The organism is Streptomyces sp. NBC_01439 (genome assembly GCF_036227605.1).
Classification (GTDB): Bacteria; Actinomycetota; Actinomycetes; order Streptomycetales; family Streptomycetaceae; genus Streptomyces.
Genome location: NZ_CP109487.1, coordinates 1,113,170 through 1,135,558, shown reverse-complemented (window position 1 = coordinate 1,135,558; position 22,389 = coordinate 1,113,170). Strand labels below are relative to the sequence as shown.

22 protein-coding genes and 1 pseudogene are annotated in these 22,389 nt (G+C 69.4%); 14 read left to right on the top strand and 9 right to left on the bottom strand.

Annotated elements, in window-relative coordinates; translation table 11 throughout:
- Nucleotides 1-6: 6 nt before the first annotated feature.
- The 3 genes and pseudogenes from OG207_RS05250 to OG207_RS43995 all read left to right on the top strand — a co-directional run.
- Nucleotides 7-2,583 (top strand): cation-translocating P-type ATPase, encoded by a 2,577-nt coding sequence (locus OG207_RS05250; RefSeq protein ID WP_329096325.1) that lies wholly within the window; start codon nt 7-9, stop codon nt 2,581-2,583.
- 2 nt (nt 2,584-2,585) lie between these two features.
- Complete coding sequence (locus OG207_RS05245; RefSeq protein ID WP_328792982.1) at nt 2,586-2,798, top strand: DUF1918 domain-containing protein; 213 nt, start codon at nt 2,586-2,588, stop codon at nt 2,796-2,798.
- A 206-nt stretch (nt 2,799-3,004) separates the two neighbouring features.
- Nucleotides 3,005-3,190, top strand: a pseudogene (locus OG207_RS43995) (hypothetical protein); the annotation flags it as partial.
- A gap of 64 nt (nt 3,191-3,254) precedes the next feature.
- Here the strand turns inward: OG207_RS43995 and OG207_RS05240 are convergent.
- Nucleotides 3,255-3,719 carry a Crp/Fnr family transcriptional regulator gene (locus OG207_RS05240; protein ID WP_329096323.1) on the bottom strand — a complete coding sequence of 155 codons (465 nt, stop codon included), beginning with the start codon at nt 3,717-3,719 and terminating at the stop codon, nt 3,255-3,257.
- A 174-nt stretch (nt 3,720-3,893) separates the two neighbouring features.
- On the opposite strand from OG207_RS05240, the gene OG207_RS05235 reads away from it, so the two are divergent.
- Entirely contained in the window at nt 3,894-4,364 is a 471-nt protein-coding gene (locus OG207_RS05235; RefSeq protein WP_329096322.1) for a pyridoxamine 5'-phosphate oxidase family protein, read from the top strand.
- A gap of 9 nt (nt 4,365-4,373) precedes the next feature.
- Here OG207_RS05235 and OG207_RS05230 read toward each other — a convergent pair whose 3' ends face one another.
- A complete protein-coding gene (locus tag OG207_RS05230) occupies nt 4,374-4,865 on the bottom strand; it encodes a CBS domain-containing protein (RefSeq protein ID WP_329096321.1) in 492 nt (163 codons plus the stop codon).
- 168 nt (nt 4,866-5,033) lie between these two features.
- On the opposite strand from OG207_RS05230, the gene OG207_RS05225 reads away from it, so the two are divergent.
- On the top strand, nt 5,034-5,366 hold the full coding sequence (locus OG207_RS05225; protein ID WP_329096320.1) for a hypothetical protein: 333 nt from the start codon (nt 5,034-5,036) through the stop codon (nt 5,364-5,366).
- A 301-nt stretch (nt 5,367-5,667) separates the two neighbouring features.
- Here OG207_RS05225 and OG207_RS05220 read toward each other — a convergent pair whose 3' ends face one another.
- A complete protein-coding gene (locus OG207_RS05220; protein WP_326747019.1) occupies nt 5,668-5,943 on the bottom strand; it encodes an isoamylase early set domain-containing protein in 276 nt (91 codons plus the stop codon).
- Between the two features lie 258 nt (nt 5,944-6,201).
- On the opposite strand from OG207_RS05220, the gene OG207_RS05215 reads away from it, so the two are divergent.
- Nucleotides 6,202-6,345: a hypothetical protein gene (locus OG207_RS05215; protein WP_329096318.1), complete on the top strand. Its 144-nt coding sequence runs from the start codon at nt 6,202-6,204 to the stop codon at nt 6,343-6,345.
- Between the two features lie 178 nt (nt 6,346-6,523).
- Here OG207_RS05215 and OG207_RS05210 read toward each other — a convergent pair whose 3' ends face one another.
- On the bottom strand, nt 6,524-7,195 hold the full coding sequence (locus OG207_RS05210; RefSeq protein ID WP_329096317.1) for an HSP18 transcriptional regulator: 672 nt from the start codon (nt 7,193-7,195) through the stop codon (nt 6,524-6,526).
- Between the two features lie 128 nt (nt 7,196-7,323).
- Between OG207_RS05210 and OG207_RS05205 the strand changes: the two genes are divergently transcribed.
- The 3 genes from OG207_RS05205 to istB all read left to right on the top strand — a co-directional run bounded on the left by OG207_RS05205 (nt 7,324) and on the right by istB (nt 10,217).
- The gene (locus tag OG207_RS05205; protein ID WP_329096315.1) at nt 7,324-7,758 is read left to right on the top strand and encodes an Hsp20/alpha crystallin family protein; all 435 of its coding nucleotides are present in this window, start codon (nt 7,324-7,326) and stop codon (nt 7,756-7,758) included.
- A gap of 367 nt (nt 7,759-8,125) precedes the next feature.
- On the top strand, nt 8,126-9,373 hold the full coding sequence (gene istA / locus OG207_RS05200) for an IS21 family transposase (protein ID WP_329094678.1): 1,248 nt from the start codon (nt 8,126-8,128) through the stop codon (nt 9,371-9,373).
- A 1-nt stretch (nt 9,374) separates the two neighbouring features.
- Entirely contained in the window at nt 9,375-10,217 is an 843-nt protein-coding gene (gene istB, locus OG207_RS05195) for an IS21-like element helper ATPase IstB (RefSeq protein ID WP_329094680.1), read from the top strand.
- A gap of 373 nt (nt 10,218-10,590) precedes the next feature.
- On the opposite strand, the gene OG207_RS05190 is transcribed toward istB, so the two are convergent.
- Nucleotides 10,591-11,361, bottom strand: a complete 771-nt coding sequence (locus OG207_RS05190; protein WP_329094738.1) for a transposase — start codon at nt 11,359-11,361, stop codon at nt 10,591-10,593.
- A gap of 157 nt (nt 11,362-11,518) precedes the next feature.
- Between OG207_RS05190 and OG207_RS05185 the strand changes: the two genes are divergently transcribed.
- The 3 genes from OG207_RS05185 to OG207_RS05175 all read left to right on the top strand — a co-directional run bounded on the left by OG207_RS05185 (nt 11,519) and on the right by OG207_RS05175 (nt 14,126).
- Complete coding sequence (locus OG207_RS05185; RefSeq protein WP_329096313.1) at nt 11,519-12,067, top strand: hypothetical protein; 549 nt, start codon at nt 11,519-11,521, stop codon at nt 12,065-12,067.
- A gap of 329 nt (nt 12,068-12,396) precedes the next feature.
- The gene (locus OG207_RS05180) at nt 12,397-13,308 is read left to right on the top strand and encodes an ABC transporter ATP-binding protein (protein ID WP_328792987.1); all 912 of its coding nucleotides are present in this window, start codon (nt 12,397-12,399) and stop codon (nt 13,306-13,308) included.
- Nucleotides 13,305-14,126: an ABC transporter permease subunit gene (locus OG207_RS05175; RefSeq protein WP_329096311.1), complete on the top strand. Its 822-nt coding sequence runs from the start codon at nt 13,305-13,307 to the stop codon at nt 14,124-14,126. Before OG207_RS05180 ends, OG207_RS05175 begins: the two co-directional genes overlap by 4 nt.
- 14 nt (nt 14,127-14,140) lie before the next feature.
- Here OG207_RS05175 and OG207_RS05170 read toward each other — a convergent pair whose 3' ends face one another.
- From OG207_RS05170 to OG207_RS05160, 3 genes are all read right to left on the bottom strand, one after another.
- Complete coding sequence (locus OG207_RS05170) at nt 14,141-14,794, bottom strand: CBS domain-containing protein (protein ID WP_053613062.1); 654 nt, start codon at nt 14,792-14,794, stop codon at nt 14,141-14,143.
- A 9-nt stretch (nt 14,795-14,803) separates the two neighbouring features.
- Nucleotides 14,804-15,265, bottom strand: a complete 462-nt coding sequence (locus tag OG207_RS05165; RefSeq protein WP_329096308.1) for a Crp/Fnr family transcriptional regulator — start codon at nt 15,263-15,265, stop codon at nt 14,804-14,806.
- Nucleotides 15,266-15,369: 104 nt separating this feature from the next.
- Nucleotides 15,370-16,797 carry an MBL fold metallo-hydrolase gene (locus OG207_RS05160; RefSeq protein WP_329096305.1) on the bottom strand — a complete coding sequence of 476 codons (1,428 nt, stop codon included), beginning with the start codon at nt 16,795-16,797 and terminating at the stop codon, nt 15,370-15,372.
- A gap of 424 nt (nt 16,798-17,221) precedes the next feature.
- Here OG207_RS05160 and OG207_RS05155 point away from each other — a divergent pair, with 424 nt between their 5' ends.
- A complete protein-coding gene (locus OG207_RS05155) occupies nt 17,222-17,902 on the top strand; it encodes a helix-turn-helix domain-containing protein (RefSeq protein ID WP_329096303.1) in 681 nt (226 codons plus the stop codon).
- Between the two features lie 426 nt (nt 17,903-18,328).
- Complete coding sequence (locus OG207_RS05150) at nt 18,329-20,368, top strand: multicopper oxidase family protein (protein ID WP_329096301.1); 2,040 nt, start codon at nt 18,329-18,331, stop codon at nt 20,366-20,368.
- A gap of 376 nt (nt 20,369-20,744) precedes the next feature.
- Here OG207_RS05150 and OG207_RS05145 read toward each other — a convergent pair whose 3' ends face one another.
- Nucleotides 20,745-22,091, bottom strand: a complete 1,347-nt coding sequence (locus OG207_RS05145) for a nicotinate phosphoribosyltransferase (RefSeq protein ID WP_329096299.1) — start codon at nt 22,089-22,091, stop codon at nt 20,745-20,747.
- Between the last annotated feature and the right edge of the window lie 298 nt (nt 22,092-22,389).

Here is a 22,389-nt window from a genome sequence, read left to right as displayed (position 1 = left end):
GCCGCCATGACCATACGTACGACCACCACGCGGCCTGTCGGCTTCCCGGCGGGACCGGGGCTGACCCAGGCCGAAGCCAAGCGCCGCCTGGCCCGGTACGGCAGGAACGAAGTCGCACCCCCACGGTCCACGCCGCTGCACCGACGGGTGCTGGCCCAACTCCGCGACCCGTTGATCATGGTGCTCCTCGGGGCCATGGTGCTGACCATAGCGATCGGGGACCACCCGGACGCCGTCGTCATCGGCCTGGTGGTCGTCTTCAACACGACCGTGGGAGTGGCGCAGGAAGTCCGGGCGGACCGCGCTGTCGCCGCGCTCTCCGCCCTCTCCGCCCCGCACGCGAGAGTGCTGCGCGAGGGCACCCCGCACGAGGTTCCGGCGGCACTGGTGGTGCCGGGCGACGTCCTGCTGCTGGGGGAGGGGGACATCGTCGCCGCAGACGCCGACCTGACCGAGGCATCCGCACTCCTGGTGGACGAATCCATGCTCACGGGCGAATCCGAACCCGTGGACAAGACGGCGGACGACACGGTCAGCGCAGGCACCGTCGTCGTGCGTGGCCGAGGGTCCGCTACCGCGACCGCCACGGGGCCGGCGAGTGCCCTCGGGCGAATCGCGGCGCTCCTCGACACGGGCCGGGACCTCACCCCGCTCCAGCGTCGCCTCGCATCACTGGGCCGGATCCTGGCGGCCGTCACCATCGCCCTGTGCGTGCTGTTCTTCGCCCTGGGCCTGGCACGCGGCCTCCCGTGGAGCACGATGGCCGTGACCTCCATCAGCCTGGCTGTCGCCGCAGTGCCGGAGTCCCTCCCCGCCGTGGTCACCCTCGCCCTCGCGCTCGGAGCGCGCCGGATGGCAGCCCGCAACGCCCTGGTCCGCCGTCTGCCAGCCGTGGAAACCCTTGGCTCCGTGAGCATCCTGGCCACGGACAAGACGGGCACCCTTACCGAGGGGCGCATGGTGGTCCAGCACCTGTGGACGCCCTCCGGCACCGCAGATGTGACCGGCAGCGGCTACGAGCCGCTGGGAAGCCTGACCCGAGAAGGGCAGCCCCTGGCGGTAGACCAGCTCCGGCCACTGCAGGAACTGCTCACGACGGCGGCCCTGTGCAACGACGCCGGCCTGCGGCCCCCCGGAAAGGGCTCGGACATGTGGACGGCTGTGGGCGATCCGATGGAGGCCGCGCTGCTGGCGGCAGCCGCGAGAGCGGGTTGCCCGGACCAGGCCGCCCTGCACCGGGACTGTCCCCGGTTCGCGGAAGCTCCCTTCGACAGCCTCCGCAAGCGTATGACCACACTGCACCATCTTCCGGACGGAAACGTCCTGGTATGCCTCAAGGGCGCGCCGGAGGCGGTACTGACCGCCGAGGTGCTTGCCGCACCGCAGGAGCTTCTGGACGGGGCCCGCCGTCAGGCCGCTCTTCTGGCCGCGCAAGGCTTTCGGGTCCTGGCCGTGGCAGGAACCGAGCGACTCGTGTGGGACCGGCCGGCTCCCGAGGCCGAGCACGGACTGAGCCTCCTGGGCCTCGTCGCCATCAGTGACCCGCCCAAAGCGTCGGCCGCCACGACCCTGGAAGCATGCCGCGCGGCGGGCATCACCCCCGTCCTGATCACCGGCGACCATCCGGCGACGGCCCAAGCCATCGCCGTGCGTACCGGCCTCGTCGAGGACGGATCCGCCAGTGAGGTCCTCACCGGGCCGGAACTGGCCGCGGCCCCGGACACCGACCTGACCCGGATCCGTGTCTTCGCCCGGACCGACCCGCAGCAGAAGCTGGACATCGTCCGCGCATGGCGCGCCCGGGGCGCCGTAACGGCCATGACCGGGGACGGCGTCAACGACGGCCCCGCCCTCCACCAGGCGGACATCGGTGTGGCCATGGGCGCCCGCGGAACCGAGGTCGCCCGCCAGGCGGCGGACCTCGTGCTCACCGACGACGAGCTGTCCACCGTGGTGAAGGCCGTAGAGGAAGGCCGCCGCGTCTACGACAACATCCGGCGCTTCCTCGTCTACGCCATGGCGGGCGGAGCCGCCGAGATCCTGGTGATGCTGGCAGGCCCGGTGCTCGGCCTGGCGTTGCCCCTGCGGGCAGGACAGATCCTGTGGATCAACCTCCTCACCCACGGGCTGACGGGCGTGGCCATGGGCGCCGAACCCGTCACTCCGCAGGCCATGCGACGCCCACCGCGCCCGCCCGGACAGCACATCCTGGCCGCGGGCGTGTGGCAACGCCTCCTGGTACTCGCCGTAGTTGTGACGACCTTGAGCCTGGCCGCCGGCATCGTCGCACGTGCCATGGACCTGCCCTGGCAGAGCGTGCTCTTCCTGGCCCTGCTCGCGGCCCAGCTCGGCGTGGCCCTGGGCCTGCGCGCCCGACTGCTCACCAGGCAGAACCTCTTCCTCCCCGCCTCCGTGGCGGTCTCCGCACTCCTGGCGACGGCCGCCCTGTACGTGCCCGCACTCCAGTCCCTGCTGGACACCGAGCCCGTGGGCTGGTCCGGTACGGGGCTCGCCGCAGCGGCCGGTCTCGGAGCGTTCATCGCCGCCCGGATCCTCCGGGGAGCGTTCCACAGAAAGGCATGATCATGAAGACGTACGTACCGGGAACCGGCGTGAACGCCGAGGTGGGCGACCAGATCGTCGTGGGCGGCCCCACCGCCGGAAGGCCAGGTCGCGACGGCGAAGTCATCGCCCTGCACCATGAAGACGGCACCCCGCCCTACCACGTACGCTGGTCCGACACGGGTCGTACCACAGTGATCCAGCGGTCCCGGCCAGGGCCTGCTGCCCTTCCATGACCCGGACGTCGTCGAGGACGACGAGGGCGAGATCTGAGATCCGGCGGGGGCTGCCGGCCGGGCCGCGGCCGGCGGTCACCCGTCCTGGGAGAGGCAGCGTTCGAGCGGGGTGCGGTGGTGGGGGTGATGAGCAGGTCTCCGAGCCAGATGGTCAGCGCTCGGGCGCGGACGTGGATGGCGCGGCGGGCGTCCGGGCCGGGGTCGGTGAGGAGGATGGGGAACATGCGAACTCACCAGTCTCACACCCGGTGACCGGCAATGGCGTCGGCCTTCCCGAAGGCGGCCGACGCAGCGGTCTGCGGAATCTCGCGGAACGGGCCGAAAGGCTCGGTGGAAGCATGAAGATCAGCCCGCCGCCTACCGGCGGGTCGGGGACCCGTGTTGAGTGGTGACGCTGAGTTTGCCGACGGCGTGACAACCACCGGCAGGTGGGAGGCCGACCCTTGTGGGCGCGGGTCAGAGGAAACTGCCGCTGCCGTAGGGCGCGTACAGGTCGAGCAGGCGGATCCGAGCGGCTTGTAGCCGGTGGGCGAGGACCTGCCCGACCCAATGGCCCAGGGCCGAGCCGAACGCGGTATCGGAATCCATCAGGGAGCGGACCTCCACCGCGTCGAACTCGTAGGCACGGACCGGTGTCATCGCCTCGGCGCCGAGGCGCCACGTGTAGGGCTTGAACAGCCACGAGCAGCCGACCAGCTCCCCGGCCCCGAGGGTCTCGATGACAGCCGCGCGTCGACCGGGAACGTGCACGTCCAGGGTCACGGTGCCCGACCGGACGATCCAGAACCGGTCCGCACGACCCCCCTCGCGGAAGAGGCGTGTCCCCTCGTCGAAGTTGACCTCGCGGGCGAACTCCATCAAGCGCGAACGGCAGTCCGCCGGCAGTGCGGCATTGATGCGGATGGGAGAAGGAGTGCTCATGAACGGCCTCCTGATTCGGGTCCGTATCCAGTCTTGGCGAGTGGGTCTGCCCGGGGTATGGGCCCTGTGGGCCCCGGCAGGGACCGAACGGCCCATGCCGGGGCCGTCGAGAACGGGGACGCTGGAAAGCACACCACGACCCCGCCCCGGTCCCATGGACGGAGGGTGCCAACGATGGAGAACCGCCCGGTCGGCAGCGCCGCCGTCGCTCCTGCCGGCCCTACGCCCCGGAGGCGAACGGAAGAGATCGGCACCGAGGAAGCGCTCCGGCTGCTCGGAACCGTCGGACTGGGCCGCATCGTGTTCACCCGCCATGCTCTGCCTGCCGTGCGCCCCGTTAACCATCTCCTTGACGACGGCGACATCATCGTCCGCGTTCAGGACGGCTCGACACTGGCGGCCCTGCTCACGGCCCCGGACAGTCCGGACGTCGTCGTGGCCTACGAGGCCGACGCCATCGACCCTGACACCCGTCTGGGCTGGAGCGTGGTGGCCACCGGCTACGCCAGCGCCGTCACCGACCCGACCGAGCTGAACCACTATGCGCAGCGCCTCAAGTCCTGGGCCGACGCACCGCCATCAGGTGCCGTTCGGATCAGACCGGGCGTGGTCACCGGCTTCAGGCTCCGGGCAGTCAATTCGTAGCTGCCCCGATCAGGATCCGCGAGAAGCGGGCGGGCTCCTTCCGTCCTTTCGTGCGCGCGGGCCGATCTCGTCCCGGGGGCCGGGGGGCTCTTCGAGGACGCTCCAGGCGACCGGGCCGAGCAGGTCCGCCACCCTGCGGAAGACGTCCATGAGCAGGTCGTCCACGGTCAGCATGCCCACGACTCGATGCCCGTCCAGGACAGGGAGGCGCCGGACGCCGCTGTTGCGGAACGTCCGGTACGCCGCGTGGATGTCCTGGGCGGCATCGACGGTGACAGCCGGAGCGGTCATGACCGCTCCCACAGGATCATCGCGGTCGAACTCTCCGGCCACGGCGCGCACTGCGATGTCACGGTCGGTGACAATGCCGCGCAATACTGTTCCCTCCGTCACGACCAAGCAGCCGACGCCGTGGAGGTCCATGCATCGGGCCGCCTCCCCGATCGTCGTGGTGGCGTTGACGGACACGGCGGGGGCGGACATGTAAGCGGACACGTTCATCGTCCAGCTCCTTCCCACTGGATCCATGTGGTTGACCGTAGGACGGGGTGTCGGAGTCGGCGAGGGCCGAGCGGACCCCCGTTGTGGGACCGCATGGCCCTGTGCTGCTCCGCCCCGGCGGCGGACCATGGCATGAGGACAGACCGACCTGTTCCGAGGTGATCTGACATGGCATCCACAACATGGACCACCCCAGGGGTGTTCACCGGCTCCGGCGGGGTGCTCACCGCCGAAGCGGGATCCCTCACCGGGGAATTGACGGTCCGCACCAGCTGGGACGCAGGGCAGGCACATGTTGCCGTCCAGTACGCGGGCGCGTCGAAGTGGTGCACGATGGTCGGCAGTCCAGTGCCCTGCCCGTCCGCCGAGGAGGCTCGCTCGGTACACCAGTGCGCGGTGGAGGCCGTGCGCACCAGGGGACCTGTCCCCTTCGCGCCGTGGCCGCTCACCCCCGCGGTTCACCGTGGAACGGACGAGGTGCCGGCTCACGCAGCCGGATGAGCGCACGTCGATGAGCCGACTTGACCGCGCATGCCTGGCCAGGGTCGGCCATGGACCGTGGGGAGATTCCACGGCAGGCTCCTGTCGGTCCTGGATGCATGATCTTGAGCGTCGCGCAGGCGCGGCCTGCCCTTGCCTGAGGTCGGACTGCCTGCGGGGACCTGAACGCGAACGACGGCCCTTGCTGCCGGGCACGGTAGGCAGGGCCGTCACACGGATCCGGCCCCAGATGGCGGGGCCGGGACACGCGCCGGTACCTCCGACGCGAACCCGCGGCCGCCGGTCACATCCGCTGGGCCGTTCAGGTGTGCAGGCGGCTGTTGATGCCGTCGTGGCCGTCGGCGCCCTCTTCGTCGAACCAGTAGTCACCGGCGGCCAGGTAGCGGAAGGAGTGCTCACTGCCTTCGGGCAGGGCAACGGTCACGGCCCGGGTGCCGTCACGGCGCGGCGCCAGCGTATGGGCGCCGGGCTGCCAGTCGTTGAAGTCGCCGACCACGCTGACCGGGCCGGGCGGGGAATCGGCGGGCAGGACGAAAGTGACCTCGGTGCGGTTCTTGCGCGGCTTTCGCTCCAGCATGGAAGGAACTCCTCACAGCGGGGATAAGGGGCCGCATTCATCCTCGGGGCCCGCCCAGCCCTGCGCCTCTCGACGCGTGCCGCTTCTCTGCGGGCATCACCCGTCCGCCACGATCTGCCATTGAAATGATGCGATCGGTGACAGTGCGTGTGAGCGTGGACGAGGAGGAAATCCCAGGCATTGAGGAGCCGCAGGGTCATGGTCGGTATGCACGACAAGCGCCGGAAACCCGGCCAGGGGCGCGAGTAGACGGAAGCCATGCGCCGCCCCGGCCGGGACCCGGTCCATCCTGGGACCGCCCAGTCCTCCCGGAGGAAGCGCGGTGAGGACCCGGAACGCGAGCACCGCCGCGAGGAAGAGCAGCTCCGAGACAAGCGCGACCTGCCGGAGGAACACTTCTGAGCCACGCTGGACCCCACGCACGCAGGGCTCGGCCGGGAGGTAGCCACCCGGCCGAGCCCTGTCATGTCCGGCGCCGGAATGCGACACCGAAACGAAATGGCCGAGAAGACGGCAGCCCGGGGCTCGACGCTCGCCGGCTGCCGCGCACGTCGGCTGGTGAGGTGGCTCGGGGTGCGGGTCACGTGCTGCGCTGGTCGTGGGCGTCCTGGCGGAGCTGGTCGGTGTGGCGGGTGAGGGCGTCGAGGCGTTCGGCGAGGGCGACGTCCTCGGGTCTCAGATGGGGCCGGGTGTCGGTCAGGGGGCGAACGAGGCGGGCGGCGTCGTTGTCGGCGAGGGCCAGGTTCAGGTCTCCGATGGCAGTCTCGGCGCCGCCCGGAAGGCTGGTGAGTGCGGTGATCTGGCCGGCGAGGCGGCGCAGGTCGGCCGCGTTGTCGCGGGCCCAGGCGTTCACGCTGCGCTCTGCCGCGCGGGTGTCGCGGGTGGCCTGGACGCGTTCCTCGCCGGTGCTGCCGTCCCTGCCGGGCCGCAGGCGCAGGTAGCGCCGTTCGGCGGCCTGTCGGCTGGCGACGCCGAGGGGGCCGGCGAGGTCGGCCCAGCTGGCCCCCCGGCCGCGGGCGGTTTCGATCAGGCCGCTCTCCCAGCCGGAGAGCTGCTCGCGAATCTCGCGCAGCATCAGCAGCGCGGCCAGGGCCGGGTGTGGGCCCGAGTCCGGCTCGGACGCTGCTGTCGTAGTCCTCGGTGATCCCGCGTTTGATCCCTGCGCGTCCTTGAGGGCCCGGTCGATGGCCTCCAGCGCCGCGGCCGCGGCGAGGAAGGGAACCGGTGCCGGCGGCTCGACGGCCTCGTTCATGGCACTCTCCGTCGCATGTCATCCTCCAGATGACTCCTTGCTTGTCATCGTTCCGATGACATGCTACAACGGGAGCGCGTTGAAGCGCATGGGCAGTTCCTGCCTGAACCAACTGGAGGTGTTTCGCGATGCTGATGCGCACCGACCCGTTCCGCGAGATGGACCGGATCTTCCAGCAGCTGTCCGGTACGACCGGGACCTGGTCCAAGCCGACCGTGATGCCGATGGACGCCTACCGCGAGGGCGACGCGTACGTGATCGCCTTCGACCTCCCCGGCGTGAACACAGAGGCGATCGACATCGACGTCGAGCGGAACATGCTGACCGTGAAGGCCGAGCGCAGGCCCGCGGCGAGCGGTGACAGCGTGCAGATGGAGCTTTCAGAGCGGCCCCTGGGTGTCTTCTCCCGCCAGGTCATGCTGGCCGACACCCTCGACACCGAGCACATCGAAGCCGACTACGACGCGGGTGTCCTGACCCTGCGCATCCCGATCGCCGAGCGCGCCAAGCCGCGGAAGATCGCCATCGGCGGCGAGTCCGGCCGCAAGCAGATCTCCGGCTGAACCGCCGTACCGCGAAAGCACGGCAGGCCGGAACCCTGCCGCATCACGGCCTCAGACCGGAAGTTCAGCAGCCCGTGATTGAGAGCGCACCCGGCCCGGCGTTCGGGTTACAGCCGCAGCCGTGCTCTGCCGGGTGTCGCACACCAGGCCCCGTACATCCAGCACCGACGTGCTGCGCTCTTTGCCCGTCGTGTGGTGCTCAACGGGGTGTGCCATGCCCGGTTCGCCTCCCGGATGGGTTCGGCTCCGCCCGTAGAGCGGCTGTCGGCGACGGCTGAACTCGGACCCTCTGACGGCGTATCAAAAGTGACCCACTTGGTGATCTTCATCTGACTCTGACCTTGGTGATCAAGGTCAGGAGGGAAGGGTGATCCTCGTGGAGGACTGGGCAGAGATCCGCCGGCTGCATCGGGCCGAGCGGATGCCGATCCGGGCAATCGCCCGGCATCTGGGGATCTCGAGGAACACGGTCAAGCGGGCTCTGGCCACGGACCGGCCACCGAAGTACGAGCGTGCGGTGAAGGGCTCGGCGGTCGACGCGGTCGAGGTGCAGATCCGTGAGCTTCTGCGGGAGACCCCGACGATGCCGGCGACGGTGATCGCGGAGCGGATCGGCTGGGACCGCGGGATGACGATCCTCAAAGACCGGGTGCGCGAGCTCCGGCCGGCCTATGTTCCGGTCGACCCGGTCTCGCGGACGGTTTATCGGCCCGGCGAGCTGGCCCAGTGCGACCTGTGGTTTCCCGAGGCGGACATTCCGCTGGGCTATGGGCAGTGCGGGCGGATGCCGGTGCTGGTGATGGTCTCCGGCTACTCGCGGGTGATCACCGCGAGGATGCTGCCCTCGAGGCGGACCGGGGACCTGATCGACGGGCACTGGCGGCTGCTGACCGAGTGGGGTGCGGTGCCCAAGACGCTGGTCTGGGACAACGAGGCCGGCGTCGGCCGCGGCCGCCCGACCTCCGAGTTCGCCGCGTTCGCGGGCCTGCTCGCCACGAAGATCTACTTGTGCCGACCTCGCGATCCAGAAGCGAAGGGCCTGGTCGAGAGGGCGAACGGCTACCTGGAGACCTCGTTCCTGCCCGGCCGCCACTTCAGCGGCCCGGACGATTTCAACAGCCAGCTGACGGCCTGGCTGAAGGTCGCCAACCGCAGGATCCACCGCACCCTCGGCGCCCGCCCGGCCGACCGATGGGAAGCCGACCGGGCCCAGATGCTGACCCTCCCGGCCGCCGACCCGCCGACCTGGTGGCGGTTCCAGGTCCGCCTCGGCCGCGACCACTACGTCCGCGTCGACACCTGCGACTACTCCGTCGACCCGGCCGCGATCGGCCACCAGGTCACCGTCCTGTCCGACAACGAAAAGGTGATCGTCCTGGCCGCGGGCGGGGAGATCGTCGCAGAACACACCCGCTGCTGGGCCCGCCACCAGACCATCACCGACCCCCAGCACGCCGAAACCGGCCGGATCATGCGCCGAGAACACCACCACCAGCGGCCCACCGGTCACATCCGGTCCGTCGATTCCGGCCCGCTGGTCGAAGTCGAACAACGCGAGCTTGGCACCTACGACCGTCTGTTCACCGTGATCGACGGTGGAAGAGAGGTGATCTGACATGCCCCGCACCACCATCGCCGACACCACCGAGGACACCACCGCCGCTTCGGCTGGAGTGAACCGGCGGACCGGGCAGCAGACCGCCTCCGACCTGGCCTTCCTCGCCCGCGCGATGAAAGCCCCCGCACTCTTGGATGCCGCGGGCCGACTGGAGGAACGGGCCCGCAAGGAATCCTGGACCCACACCGAATACCTCGTCGCCTGCCTCCAGCGGGAGGTATCCGCCCGGGAATCCCACGGCGGCGAAGCGAGAGTACGGGCGGCGCGTTTCCCCGCGGTCAAGACCCTGGAGGAACTCGATGTCACCCACCTGCGCGGCCTGACGCGCCAGCAGCTGGCGCATCTGGGCACGCTGGACTTCATCGCGGGCAAGGAGAACGTCGTCTTCCTCGGCCCGCCCGGCACCGGCAAGACCCACCTGGCCACCGGACTTGCGGTCCGGGCCTGCCAGGCCGGTCACCGCGTCGCGTTCGCCACCGCGGCCGAGTGGGTCGACCGCCTGGCCGATGCCCACCACACCGGCCGCCTGGCCGACGAACTCACCCGACTCGGACGCTATCCGCTGATCGTGGTGGACGAGGTGGGATACATCCCCTTCGAGGCCGAAGCCGCGAATCTGTTCTTCCAGCTCGTCTCGAACAGATACGAACGCGCGTCCGTGATCGTCACCAGCAACAAGCCCTTCGGACGCTGGGGAGAAGTCTTCGGCGACGAGACTGTCGCCGCCGCCATGATCGACCGCCTCGTCCACCACGCCGAGGTCCACTCCCTCAAGGGAGACTCCTACCGCATGAAAGGACGAGAACTCGGCCGCGTTCCCACCGTCAACGACAACGACTGAACCGACACCAGCGGGTCACTTTTCAACCGGCCAAACTGGTCCACTTTTCAGCCGACGCCGACAGCGGCCTGCGCTCCTGGTGAGGGAGCCGCGACGGCTGCTGCGACGCCGGGGGCCGATGGGCTCCGCTGCGGTTGGCTCTGCACCGGCAGGGGGAGATTCGGCGACTGCGGTGGTGGCCTCGCTGGTCTCGGTCCGCGATGAGGGGGGCGTGTTGTCAACCGGTGGGCGCCGCTCCGGGCGGACACTTCTCGCATGCCCGAGGAGCAGACGACGTCCATCCCTCCTGAACCGTTGTTGCAGGTGATCGTCAACCTAAGCGTTGTCCCGTAAATGATCTACGGCATGCTGGTTGACCAGCGTCGTTTCCTGGTCAACCAGCGAGCGTGAGGTTGTGGAGGCGAGCGATGCCGAGCATGGCGTGATGGACCCCGTCGCCTTTCAGGCGGCAGTCGCGGAGGATCTTCCAGGTCTTCATGCGGGCGAAGGCGTGCTCGACGCGGGCTCGGACCTTGCGGTGCGAGCGGTTGTGTTCCTCTTTCCAGCCCGGGAGTTCGCTCTGGCCGGGTTCGCGGCGGTGGGGGATGACCAGGCCGGTGCCTCGGTAGCCGCCGTCCGCGATCACCGTGGCCTTGCCGACGGCGTCTTTCGCTCCGGACAGCTCCCATGCCTTGCAGTCGTTGCGGTTGCCGGGCAGTGGCCGGCCGACCGCGACGACGAGCCGGGTGTCGGCGTCGATGACGACCTGGTGGTTGGTGGAGTACCGGTAGTTCTTCGACTGCTCGGCGATGGTGTGGTCCCGGGTGGGGACCAGGGTGCCGTCGACGATCAGCACGGTGTCCTTGCGGAACCGCTTGCGGGGCTGGAGCGCGAGCGCCGGGCCGAGGTGGTCGACGATCCGGTCGGCCGCGGACTTCGACACCCCGAACAGCGGGGCGAGTTGGCGCAGGGTGAGGTTGGTGCGCCAGTACGCGGCGACCAGCAGGACCCGGTCCTCCAGTGGCAGGCTCCAGGGTCGGCCCTTGCGGACCGGGTCGGCTCCCTCGCGCCGCAGCGCGGTGATCAGCTTGCTGAACTGCCGCGGGCTCAGCCCGGCGAACGGGGCTATCCAGGACGGCTCCGACGCCGTGATCACACCAGACACAGCAAGATCATCTCACCCGTGACCAGTACTTACGGGACAACGCTTAGCCCGGTTCCATCGCGAACACGAGCAGTTCTACGCACAGGCTCCGCTGCGGCAGGCGGGCGAGCTTCAGGCGCGGTCCCGGGCGCTGAAGTCGCTGGCGGACAGATGGAGTGTGACCGACGTCGGTGAGTCGGCACGGAATCCGTTCGCAGGTGCGGAGGATCTGAATGCCCCCGGACTTGTCGCGGAGTCGGGGATCCTCTTCATGGAAGGGGCGGACGAGCCCGTCGAGCTTCAGCGGCTGAAGCGGGATGTCAGGGAAATCGCGGAAGACAGTGAGCAGACCGGAATCTGGCTGGCGCACGCGATGGAGCAGGCATGGGAGGCCGTCGGCCTCTTGGCTGCCTATCCAGTGCTTGCCGATCTGCTCGGGGAGCGGCACCGCATCGTCGCCAACGACTGGCAGTCGGCGGGGTTGCTGGCGCTGGTTGCCCATCTGCTGCGCCGCTCCATTGACTTGTTGGATCGGGTCAAGTTCTCTCCCGCGGCGCTGCGAGCTGACCTGGGGTCCCAGCGGAACGCCCCTGCATACCTCTTCTCGGCGTCCGAGCTGCTCGACCGGGCGGCGGACCTCCTCGCGGAATCGGCAACGCTTGTGCGCGACAATGAGCGGCGGTGGCGTGTGTTCGGCGCTCGCGTCCGCCGGCTGCCGTCCGACTGAAGCGGCTACGTCGGCTCCGTCGTGCAGCGCATCCGCTCATCTCGTAGAGACGGCAGACGATGCGCAGGCCGACATGCGACCAGGTGTCAGGTGGTGACAACCGCAGGCCGACGTGCGGTCGACCCGTTGGGCGGACTCTTGGAGCACGGCCCCGTATGCGACCTCCGCCGGAGTCCGGGCCATGCGCTGCGCCCGGCGGAGGCCCGCGTGACACCCGAGCCGTGGCGCAGAACGGCACGGGTGTCTTCGGGTGCCGCGCTGTCCCAGGGAGGCTCCCTGCTCGCTGCGCGTCGGCCTGGGCCAGGGCACAGACTGGTGGGGTGGGTGCCATGGATGCGATTGAGCTCAGGGGACTGACCAAGCGATACGGGGCCGTGGTCGGGGTGGAGGAACTCACGCTCGGCATCGGTCGGGGCGAGGTGTTCGGCTTCCTCGGGCCCAACGGGGCGGGCAAGACCACCACGCTCAGGTGCCTGACGGGTTTGCTGCGCCCAACCGCCGGACACGTCCGGGTGCTGGGGATGGACCCGCTCGCCGATCACCGCCGGGTGGCTCGGGAACTCGGCTATCTCCCGGGTGAGCTGCGGCTGTACCCGGAGCTCACCGGGGCGCAGACCCTCGACCTCCTGTGTTCACTCCAAGGCCGGCCCTGCACGAGGCGAGCTGAGCTGTGCGAGCGGCTGGGGCTGACGCCCGCGGTCCTGCGGCGCACGGTGGGCGGGTACTCGCGCGGCATGAAGCAGAAATTGGGCCTGGTGCAAGCGCTGCAGCACGATCCCCAGCTGGTGGTCCTGGACGAGCCGACCGAGGGGCTGGACCCTCTGGTCCAGGAAACGTTCTTCGACTTGATGGAGCAGGCAGCGGCCGACGGCCGCACGGTGCTGTTGTCCAGCCACGTGCTGCCGGAGGTGCAGCGGGCCTGCGGACGCGTGGCGATCGTCCGGGAAGGGCGCCTGGTAACCGTGGAGAGCGTGGCCGCCCTCCGGGAGGCGCGGGCGCGGCGGATTCGTCTGGCCTTCGCTGACGGGAAGGGGATGCGCCCTTTGGGGCGCGCGGAACAGTGGGCGCCCCGCTGGGAGGGCGACCGGGTGGAGCTCCTCGTACCCCCGAGCGAGGTGGTGGAAGCACTGCGTGAGCTGCTGGCCTTGGGGGTGGCCGACGTCATCGTGGAGGAGGCGGGTCTGGACGAGGCGTTCCTGGATCTGTACCGCAACGGCAAGGCGGAGGAGGCCGCGCCGTGAAGACGCGGTGGCCCCTCCTGTGGCTGGCACTGCACCGGCGTCGGCGGATGCTGGTGGCCCTCATGGTGGGGATGGTCGCCTTCGAGGCCCTGATCGTGGTGGTGGCGAACACGATCGCGCCCGGGCAGCTCTTCTCTGCGGGCGGGAAGGGCCCTCCGTCGGCGTACCGTGCGTTCAGCGGCTCGGGCGGAGACGTATCGATCGCCAGCTACCCGGGGCTGCTCGGGGCCGGATTGGTGCATCCCTTCTGGATCGCCATGCAGCTGACCGCTATCGGGGCGCTGGCCGCGGCCGCGGTGGCGGCCGACGTGGAATCCGGGACGATCGAGCTCATCGTGGTGCGCCCCGTGAGCCGCAACCGGCTCCTCGCCGAGCGGACCGCCGCCGTGGTGATCGCCGCCCTCGCCCTCAACACCTCAGCGACGTTGACGGTGGCGGCGGGCGTCTGGTTGTCCCCGGACATCCACCGGGACGTGCCGTTGAGCGGTGTCTTCGCGGCGGGGCTGATGGGGTGCGGCTTCGCGCTGTGCCTGGCCGGACCGGCCCTGGCCGTGTCGGCCTGGGGGAGCCGACGCGCGCAGGTGATCGGTGCGACGATCGCCATCGGGGCAGTCGGCTTCGCGGTGAACTTCATCGCGCTGGCTTGGTCGAAGGCGGCGCCCCTGCGGTTCATCAGCCCCTTCCACTACTACACACCGGGTGACGCACTGGCACAGGGACATGTGCTGTGGCCGCAGCTGGGAGTTCTGGTCGGGGTCGGAGTCGTGGGGCTCGTTCTCGGCCACGCGTTGCTGATGAAGCGGGACCTGGCCCCGTAAGGCTGACATGGCGCTTACGCAGAGGCGGGGCCTTCGAGCCGGCAGTGCACGCCGACCACACCTTCGACGGCCCGGGCGAGGCGCGTGGCCACGGGGATGAGGTGCGGGTCGCGGGTCCTTCCCGACAGGGTGACGATCCCGTGCGTGACGTCGACCGTGATGTCACGGTGCGAGAGGGGGAAGAGACGGTCGACGACCTCGCGGCGGACCTCGGCGGCCAGGTCGTCGTCGGCGCGGAGGAAGACCTTCAGGAGGTCGGCGCGGCTGACGATGCCGAGGAGGGTGCCGTCGGCGTCGACGACTGGAAGCCGTTTGATGTGGCGGTCGGCCATCAGGCGGGCGGCCTGGGGGAGCGTGGCGTCGGGGCGGATCGTGACGGCGGGTGTGGTCATCAACTGCTCGGCGCGGACCGATCCGGCCTTCGCGGTGTCGCCGAGGCGGCGCATCTGCTCGATGAGGCTCGGTCCGTGTTCGTGGAACTCCTCCTTGGTGAGGAGGTCGGCTTCGGAGACGACGCCGACGACATGGCCTTCGCCTTCGATGACCGGGACCGCGGTGACCTTCCAGCGCTCCATCGCGGTGGCGATCTCCTTGAATTCGGCGGCGGCGGTGACGGTGACGACGGTCTTCGTCATGACGTCGTTGACGGTGTACGGGGTGGAGGTCATGGCTGGTCCTCAGCGGGCGTAGGCGAGCGGCATGTCGCTGTGGTGGGGCGCGAACAGGTCGAGGATCCGGGTACGGGCCGAGTCGAGGCGACGGGCGATGACTGCGGCGACAGCGGTCGATATGCAACGGCCCACGGCGGTGTTCTCGTCGCAGAGCTTCCGTACGGCCTCGGCGTCGAATTCGAGCGCTCGAACGGGGTGGGTGGTGACGGCGCCGAGGTGCCAGGAGTAGGGAGGGACCATCCATGACCAGCCGAGGAGCTCTCCTGAACCGAGGGTGTCGACGACGGCGGCCTTGTGGCCGGGGACGTGCAGGTCGAGGTCGACGGTGCCGTTCTCGATGATCCAGAGGCGGTCGGCCCGCTGCCGTTCCTTGAAGATGCGGGTTCCGGCGGGGATGTCCACGCGGTGGGCGTGGGCGAGCAGAGCCTGGCGTGCTTCGGGTTCCATCTCGTCGAGGAGAGTGGTCATGGCGGTCATGGTGTGCCTCCAGCCGTTCCCCTTCAGGGTCGTGCCGGTCTCTTGGGGTGCGGGAGGGCCTCGCGGTGCATACCGCAGGGCCCATACGGCCCGGGTCAACGGACCAGGACGGCCTCGCCGGATTTGGGTACGACGGCCGTCCATCCCAGCTCGAGGTCGATGCGGTCTCGGAGGGTCTCGGCGGCGGTCTCCTCGCCATGGACGAGGTAGGTGGTGTGTGGGGGCGGTGCGGCGCGCAGCCAGTCGATGATCTGGTCGGCGTCGGCGTGGGCGGAGAAGTGGGGTACGTCGGCCACCTCGGCGCGTACGGGGACGTACTCGCCGAACATCTTGAGGGTGCGGGCGCCGTCGACGAGGTCGCGGGCGCGGGTGCCGGCGGCGGCGAAGCCGACGATCACGACAGCGTTGCGGGGGTCGGGCAGCAGCCGGTGCAGGTGGTGCAGGACCCGGCCGCCGGTGGCCATGCCGGCGGAGGAGACGATGACCGCGGGGCCTGTGGTGCTGTTGATGTCGATGGACTCCTGGACGGTACGGGCGGCCAGGAAGGGCTCTGGGCTGAACACCGCCTCGCCCTGGGCCAGGATCTCGGGCCGCAGTTCGGGAGCGCGGGACCGCAGGGCGTCGCGGTACACGTCCAAGGCGGCCAGGGCCATGGGGCTGTCCACGTAGACGGGCACGTGGCGGGGTAGCGTGCCGTCACCGCGCAGCTCGGCCAGTTCGTGCAGGACGACCTCGGTCCGGTCGATCGCGAATGCCGGGATGACGACGGTTCCTCCTCGCGACAGCGTTCGGGTGATCACGGCAGCGAACTCGCGCCGTGCCGTCTCGTGGTCGTGGCGGCGGTCGCCGTAGGTGGACTCCATCAGCAGCACGTCGGCGCCGGTGAAGGGCTCCGGGGGCAGCAGCAGGGGGTGCCCGGGACGACCAAGATCGCCACTGACGGCCAGGGTGTGGCCGTCCTCCAGCGTGAGGTGGGCCCAGGCTGAGCCGAGGATGTGTCCGCCGTGGTGCAGCTTCAGCTTCGTTCCGGCCATGATCTCGATCTCGCTGCCGACCTCGACCGGGTCGAAGAACTTCAACGTGTTCTCGACGTCCGAGTCGTCGTAGAGCGGCTTGGCGGGGCGGTGCTTGGACCAGCCGTGACTGTTGGCGTGCTCGGCGGCCTCCATCTGGAGGCGGGCACTGTCGCGGAGCACGATCTCGGCGAGGCGGGCCGTTCCGGGGGTGCAGAGGATCGGACCACGGAAGCCGTGCCGGACCAGGCGCGGCAGATAGCCACAGTGGTCCAGGTGAGCATGGGTCACGACCACGGCGCGGAGGTCGGAGGCGTCGAAGCCGGGCTTGTCCCAGTTGCGACGGCGCAGGTCCGCGAAACCCTGGAAGAGCCCGCAGTCGACCAGGATGCGGGCGTGGTCGCTCTCGACGAGGAACTTGCTGCCGGTGACCGTGCGTACTGCACCGAGCAACCGGAGGAGTGCAGGTCTGGGCGAGGCGGTAGCGGGGCGCGGGGCTGTCTCGGACATGACCCGCCCTCCCTTCGGTAAGAGGATCCGGTTCTCACCATTGCACCGTGTGTAAGGGCCGACAGGGGGCCGACAGGCCCACGCAGGGGACCGACCGGCCCATGCGCGGGCGGTCGAGCCCGGTCCAGCCTGGCGGTGCAACCTCCTTAACGTATGCAAGGGAAGAGGGGAGCGTCGTGAAGACACTCGCCTTCCAAGGCCCGGACAGACGCAGCCAGCGCGATCGTCCGTGCCGACGCCGTCACCGTCCGCGGCCTCGACGAGCGCATCGCCGAAGGCGACGTGCCCGAGGTGAATTCGGTCAGGATCCTCGGCATGGGACGTATCGGCCTGGCCCCCATCGTGACCGCCGGTCTCCACAGCCCCGGCACACGTTGCCACGGTTCCGGCCACGCAGCCCTGACACCGAGAGGACGTGAAGACAATGAGGAGAACCCAGCACGGGCCGGGCGCCACAGAGGCGCCGGCCGGACGTACTGACCTCGGGCGGCGGATCGCCATGCACCGTGAGGAACTCGGCCTCACCCGGGACGAACTGGGTGAGCGCTGCGGCGCTGACGGCGCGTACATCACCTACCTGGAGGAACACGCGGCAGCGCCGGCGATCGGCTCCCTTCTGCGACTCGCCGACGCGCTCGGGACGACCGCCGCGGAACTCTCCGGCGCGACGACGGAATACCCGCCAGGCAGAGGAACGGCCGTGCTGGATGCCAAGCTGGTCGAGTTGTCCGAAGCCGAGTGCCGACGGCTGCTGTCCACGCACGGCGTGGGCAGGGTCGCCGTCTTCACCCCGGAGGGTCCGGCGATATTCCCGGTCAACTACGTGGTGGCGGGCCGCGACATCGCATTCCGGACCTCGGGTGACGCGGTGCTTGCACGGGCCGCCGGCACCGAGGTGGCCTTCGAGGTCGACCACATCGACGACGCCACGCGCCTGGGCTGGAGCGTTATGGTCGTAGGCGAGGCGGGAGGCGTCACTGACGCGGAGGAGCTCGGTCGGCTTGACGCAGTCGCGTACTCCCTGCCCTGGGCCGGCGGCCCGAGGACCCATTGGATGAAGGTCACCGCGATCCGGATCACTGGGCGCCGGGTGATCAGGCAGTGAGTCCGCTTCGAGCCGTCGTTCTGGACACCGACGGGGTCCTCCTCGATTCCGCCGCGCTGCATGCTGTTGAGTGGAAGTCCGATTTCGACAGATTAACGCCGCGGATCCGCCGGCGTGCGGCACTGCATGGACGGTCGCCGCCCGAAAAGAGCACGCGTTCACGGAAGCGCTCAGGGACGGAGCGGTCGAGACGTTCGACGAGGACCGGCCCGCACACAACGACGCCGCCCGGCCGCATCCTTGGGGTTCCAGGAGGCCGACGGACCACGAGAAAACCGAGGCTGAGCGCAGGCTATTTGCCGGCAACGGATATTGGCCATGACTGTGCCGGTTGCGGCTCGCTCGCTGCCTGCCCCGACAGCCCGTCGCCACGCCGGGCGTCCTTCGATTACTTACCGTGCACTCCACTTAACATTGAGTGAGGAAGTGATCGATGCCCTCGGGCTGCAGAAGGCGAGAGAGATGATCGCGCGAAGAGGCCTGCTCGTAGCCGGGGCCGTTGGTGGAGCGGCCCTGGTCCTTCCGGCCCCTAATGAGGCGGTGGCACTCCCGAACGAGACCGCGGTGGTTCCGGGGGCCAGGTCTGTCGGGAAATTCCCAGTCTCCACCCTGGACCCCACGACCATCCCGAAATACGTCACCAACCTGGTGATCCCGCCGGTGATGCCGAAGGCCCGGCACCCGGAGCGGCACGGCATCGATACGTATGTCATCGGCGTCCGGCAATTCAGCCAGCAGGTATTGCCTCCCACTCTGCCGTCCACCACCCTGTGGGGATACGGCTCGCTCGGGGACAACAGCACGTTCAACTACCCGTCGTTCACCATCGAGGCCAGCGTAGACAGGCCTGTCCGGGTCACCTGGGTGAACGATCTCGTCGACAGCCAGGGCCGTTTCCTCCCGCACTTGCTGGCGGTCGACCCCACCCTGCACTGGGCGAACCCGCCGGGCGGAAATGCCGGGCGGGATTCGCGGCCGACCTTCACATCGACGCCGGGTCCGTACACCGGCCCCGTACCGATCGTCACGCACCTGCACGGTGGGCATTCCACCGAGGAGAGCGACGGCTACACGGAAGCGTGGTACCTGCCACGCGCGAACAACATTCCTCCGGGATTCGCCACCGTGGGCTCGTTCTACAACGAGTTCCGGGACAAGTTCGCCGATGCGCACCGCCTGAAGTGGGATCCGGGTACCGCGACCTTCCAGTACGCCAACGACCAGCGGGCATCGACCCTCTGGTTCCACGACCACACCCTGGGTCTGACCCGGCTCAACGTCTACGCCGGACCCGCCGGCTTCTATCTGCTCCGCGGCGGTGAGTGCGACCTGCCCAAGGGGGCCCTGCCCGGCCCGGCGCCCGCCTCCGGAGATCGGCCGGGTACCCGATACCACGAGATCCCCCTGGCCATCCAGGACCGCTCGTTCAATTCGGACGGCTCGCTGTTCTACCCCACGACCCGGGAATTCTTCGACGGGTTCGCGGGTCCGTACATTCCCACGACCGATGTGTCCCCCATCTGGAACCCCGAATTCTTCGCCAACACCATGGTGGTCAACGGCCGGACATGGCCGAAGCTCGAAGTCGAACCGCGTCGCTACAGGCTGCGCTTCCTCAATGGATGCAATGCCCGGTTCCTCATCCTGAAGATCGCGGACGGTCCGACCGTCAGACCGGCCCGGTCGGCCGTACCGTTCTGGCAGATCGGCAACGAAGGCGGGTTCCTGCCCGCACCAGTGCGGCTGGAGCGGCTGCTGCTGGCCAATGCGGAGCGGGCCGACGTCATCGTCGACTTCACCGGGATTGCGGAAGGCACCGAGCTGTACCTCATCAACGAGGGCGCGGACGAACCCTTCGGCCGGGGCGAACCGGGCGTGGCCTTCCCTGTGGCGGATCCGGCCACCACTGGGCAGGTGATGAAGTTCGTGGTCGGCCCTCTGGCGAGCAAGGACACCAGCGTCCCGCCGGATCGGCTCAGGCTGCCCAGGATCAGGCCACTTGGCTCGGCGAGCGTCACCCGTCGGCTGTCCCTCAACGAGGCGAACTCCAGCAACCCCTTGGTGCCACCGGGAACGCCCGTCCAGAACCTGCTCGGGACGGTCGACTCCGCCGGCAATCCGGTCTCGCTCGCCTGGGACGACCCGGTCACGGAGAACCCGAGGCTGAACGCGACCGAAACATGGGAACTGCACAACTTCACTGTGGACGCCCACCCGATCCACATCCACGAGGTGGCGTTCGAGGTGGTGAACCGGCAGCCGTTCAACGGGGCACCCATTCCGCCGGAGAGCTGGGAGCTCGGTTTCAAGGACACCGTGATCGCCTATCCGGGAGAAATCACCCGGGTGAAGGCGCGGTTCGATCACCCCGGTCGCTTCGTCTGGCACTGCCACATCGTCGAGCACGAGGACAACGAGATGATGCGGCCGCTCCAAATCGGAGGCAGGCGCAAGGAGGGCCACTGACAGGCCGGCGCCAGCGACTGCGGACCGGCCGCCTCGGCCGGTCCGCGTCCGGCACCTCCTTCTTCCCCCGGATGGACTGAAGCCCCGTTACGGCACTTGGGGCACGAGAATGGCAGCGGGCCCTGAGGGGTTTGGACAACAGCCCCAGGTTGCTGACCTGGGGCTCTGTCTTGGAGCGGAAGACGGGAATCGAACCCGCACGATAGGCGTGGGAAGCTCTGTGCACGCTCGGCAACGGTCGGCTCGCCACGCGCGCACCTCTTCTCCCGAATAGCCCCTCCCCTTCCGCTGTACCTGCCCGGTGGACGGGCCGCGTCCGTGGCCCCGGTCGGCAGCGGTGGTTCCGCATGGAAGTCGGCTGATCAGCGGATCCCGCTCATCCGCTCCTGTCAGCGGGGGCGGCGGATGCCGCTTTGAGACGGTCCCTCACCACCGAGGTCAGGGCCTTCAACTGCGGGGAACCTGTTGGCACAGGGCTCTCGGGGCGATGGATGAGGCGTGCTGCCTCCGGCAGATCCACGAGATCAGCCTCGAAGCGGGCTCTGGCCGCGGCGAGGGTGTCGGGCGGGCCGGTCCGGCGGCCGTCCCGCATCACCGTACGGAGCAGGGGCACCGTACCGTCAGGCGGTTGCTCGTCGGACAGACCGATCACATCCGCGCAGCCGGGGCCGCGGAACACCTGTTTGGGAGCCGGAGCGGTGACCTTCGCGGAGGACAGCTTCATTACCGGGCGTCCGTCGTACTGGACCAACTTGTACGCCGCGTCCAAGTAGGGAGCATCGGCGGCGACGCCCACCCGGGTTCCGACCGCGAAGACGTCGATCGGTGCCCGAGTGCGCACGAGTTCGGCGACGGAGTATTCGTCCAGACCGCCGCTGGCGATGATGCGTACGTCGGTCAGCCCTGCCGCGTCGAGCAGCTGGCGTGAACGTTTGGCGAGCTCACCCAGATCGCCGCTGTCGAGCCGGATCGCGCAGCCCGGCCCTCGCCGGAGCTCGGCGAGAACACGGCCGGCGATTGCGACGCCGCGTGCGGTGTCATAGGTGTCGACGAGGAACGTCAGCGGGCCCGGATGGGTGCGGGCGAAGGCCCGGAAGGCCTCCTCCTCGCTAGGGAAGCACTCGATGTAGGAGTGAGCCATGGTTCCGGCGGCGGGGATGCCGTATCGGGTGGCGGCGGCAACATTGCTGGTCGCGGTGAAACCGACCATGGCGGAGAGCCGGGCGGCCTGCAGCCCGGCCTGGGGGCCGTGGTCGCGGCGCAGAGAGAAGTCCACCAGGGGCCGGCCCTCCGCGGCGATCACGCAACGGGCCGCCTTCGAGGCGACGGCGGTCTGGTGGCAGATCTGGCTGAGCAGATACGTCTCGACGAGCTGGGCCTGGGGGAGCGGGGCGGTGACCTCCAGCAGGGGCTCCCCGGCGAAAACGAGGTGGCCCTCCGGAATCGCGCGGACTTCCCCGTCAAAGCGCAGGCCGAGCAGGCCGGACACTTCCTCGGGCGGTCTGTGGAGCGCGACGGCGAAATCGCGGACGTCATCCGCGCTCACCCGGAAGTGGGACAGGTAGTCCAGGGACGGCTCCAGCCCGGCGGAGACGAGGAATCCCCGGCCGGGCGGCAGATCCCGGACGAACAGGCTGAAGGTGGCCGACGCGAGCATGCCCTCTCGCAGGTAGGACATCGCCATCGTCACCTCGTAGAGGTCGGTGGTCGTCGTCTCGGACATACCCCCAGCCTGCACGCTCTGCGCCTGTCGGGCATGAGCCCTTCGGTTCCCTGCTCGGCCTGCCATGGGCCGGTCGGCCCCTCCCCGGTGAGGCCCGGTCGGCCCCTTGCCGCTGCACCTCTCGGCACTGGGGTGCAGCCACCTCCCGGTGTGATCGTGGAATCCGGATGCCGATACGGGCTCCGTTTCCCAGAGGTGGCCACGATGCAGCGCATCAGGATCCAGTCCCGCCAGAAGCAGCCCCACAAGCCCGCGCCGCCGGACCTGCGCACTCCGTCCGGCCGCCCGCTCCCGTATT

Coding starts and splice junctions, on each gene's coding strand:
- OG207_RS05250 (WP_329096325.1), top strand. CDS start 7: ATGACCATACGTACGACCACCACGCGGCCTGTCGGCTTCCCGGCGGGA.
- OG207_RS05245 (WP_328792982.1), top strand. CDS start 2,586: ATGAAGACGTACGTACCGGGAACCGGCGTGAACGCCGAGGTGGGCGAC.
- OG207_RS05240 (WP_329096323.1), bottom strand. CDS start 3,719: ATGAGCACTCCTTCTCCCATCCGCATCAATGCCGCACTGCCGGCGGAC.
- OG207_RS05235 (WP_329096322.1), top strand. CDS start 3,894: ATGGAGAACCGCCCGGTCGGCAGCGCCGCCGTCGCTCCTGCCGGCCCT.
- OG207_RS05230 (WP_329096321.1), bottom strand. CDS start 4,865: ATGAACGTGTCCGCTTACATGTCCGCCCCCGCCGTGTCCGTCAACGCC.
- OG207_RS05225 (WP_329096320.1), top strand. CDS start 5,034: ATGGCATCCACAACATGGACCACCCCAGGGGTGTTCACCGGCTCCGGC.
- OG207_RS05220 (WP_326747019.1), bottom strand. CDS start 5,943: ATGCTGGAGCGAAAGCCGCGCAAGAACCGCACCGAGGTCACTTTCGTC.
- OG207_RS05215 (WP_329096318.1), top strand. CDS start 6,202: ATGCGCCGCCCCGGCCGGGACCCGGTCCATCCTGGGACCGCCCAGTCC.
- OG207_RS05210 (WP_329096317.1), bottom strand. CDS start 7,195: ATGAACGAGGCCGTCGAGCCGCCGGCACCGGTTCCCTTCCTCGCCGCG.
- OG207_RS05205 (WP_329096315.1), top strand. CDS start 7,324: ATGCTGATGCGCACCGACCCGTTCCGCGAGATGGACCGGATCTTCCAG.
- istB (WP_329094680.1), top strand. CDS start 9,375: ATGCCCCGCACCACCATCGCCGACACCACCGAGGACACCACCGCCGCT.
- OG207_RS05180 (WP_328792987.1), top strand. CDS start 12,397: ATGGATGCGATTGAGCTCAGGGGACTGACCAAGCGATACGGGGCCGTG.
- OG207_RS05170 (WP_053613062.1), bottom strand. CDS start 14,794: ATGACCTCCACCCCGTACACCGTCAACGACGTCATGACGAAGACCGTC.
- OG207_RS05165 (WP_329096308.1), bottom strand. CDS start 15,265: ATGACCACTCTCCTCGACGAGATGGAACCCGAAGCACGCCAGGCTCTG.
- OG207_RS05160 (WP_329096305.1), bottom strand. CDS start 16,797: ATGTCCGAGACAGCCCCGCGCCCCGCTACCGCCTCGCCCAGACCTGCA.
- OG207_RS05155 (WP_329096303.1), top strand. CDS start 17,222: ATGAGGAGAACCCAGCACGGGCCGGGCGCCACAGAGGCGCCGGCCGGA.
- OG207_RS05145 (WP_329096299.1), bottom strand. CDS start 22,091: ATGTCCGAGACGACGACCACCGACCTCTACGAGGTGACGATGGCGATG.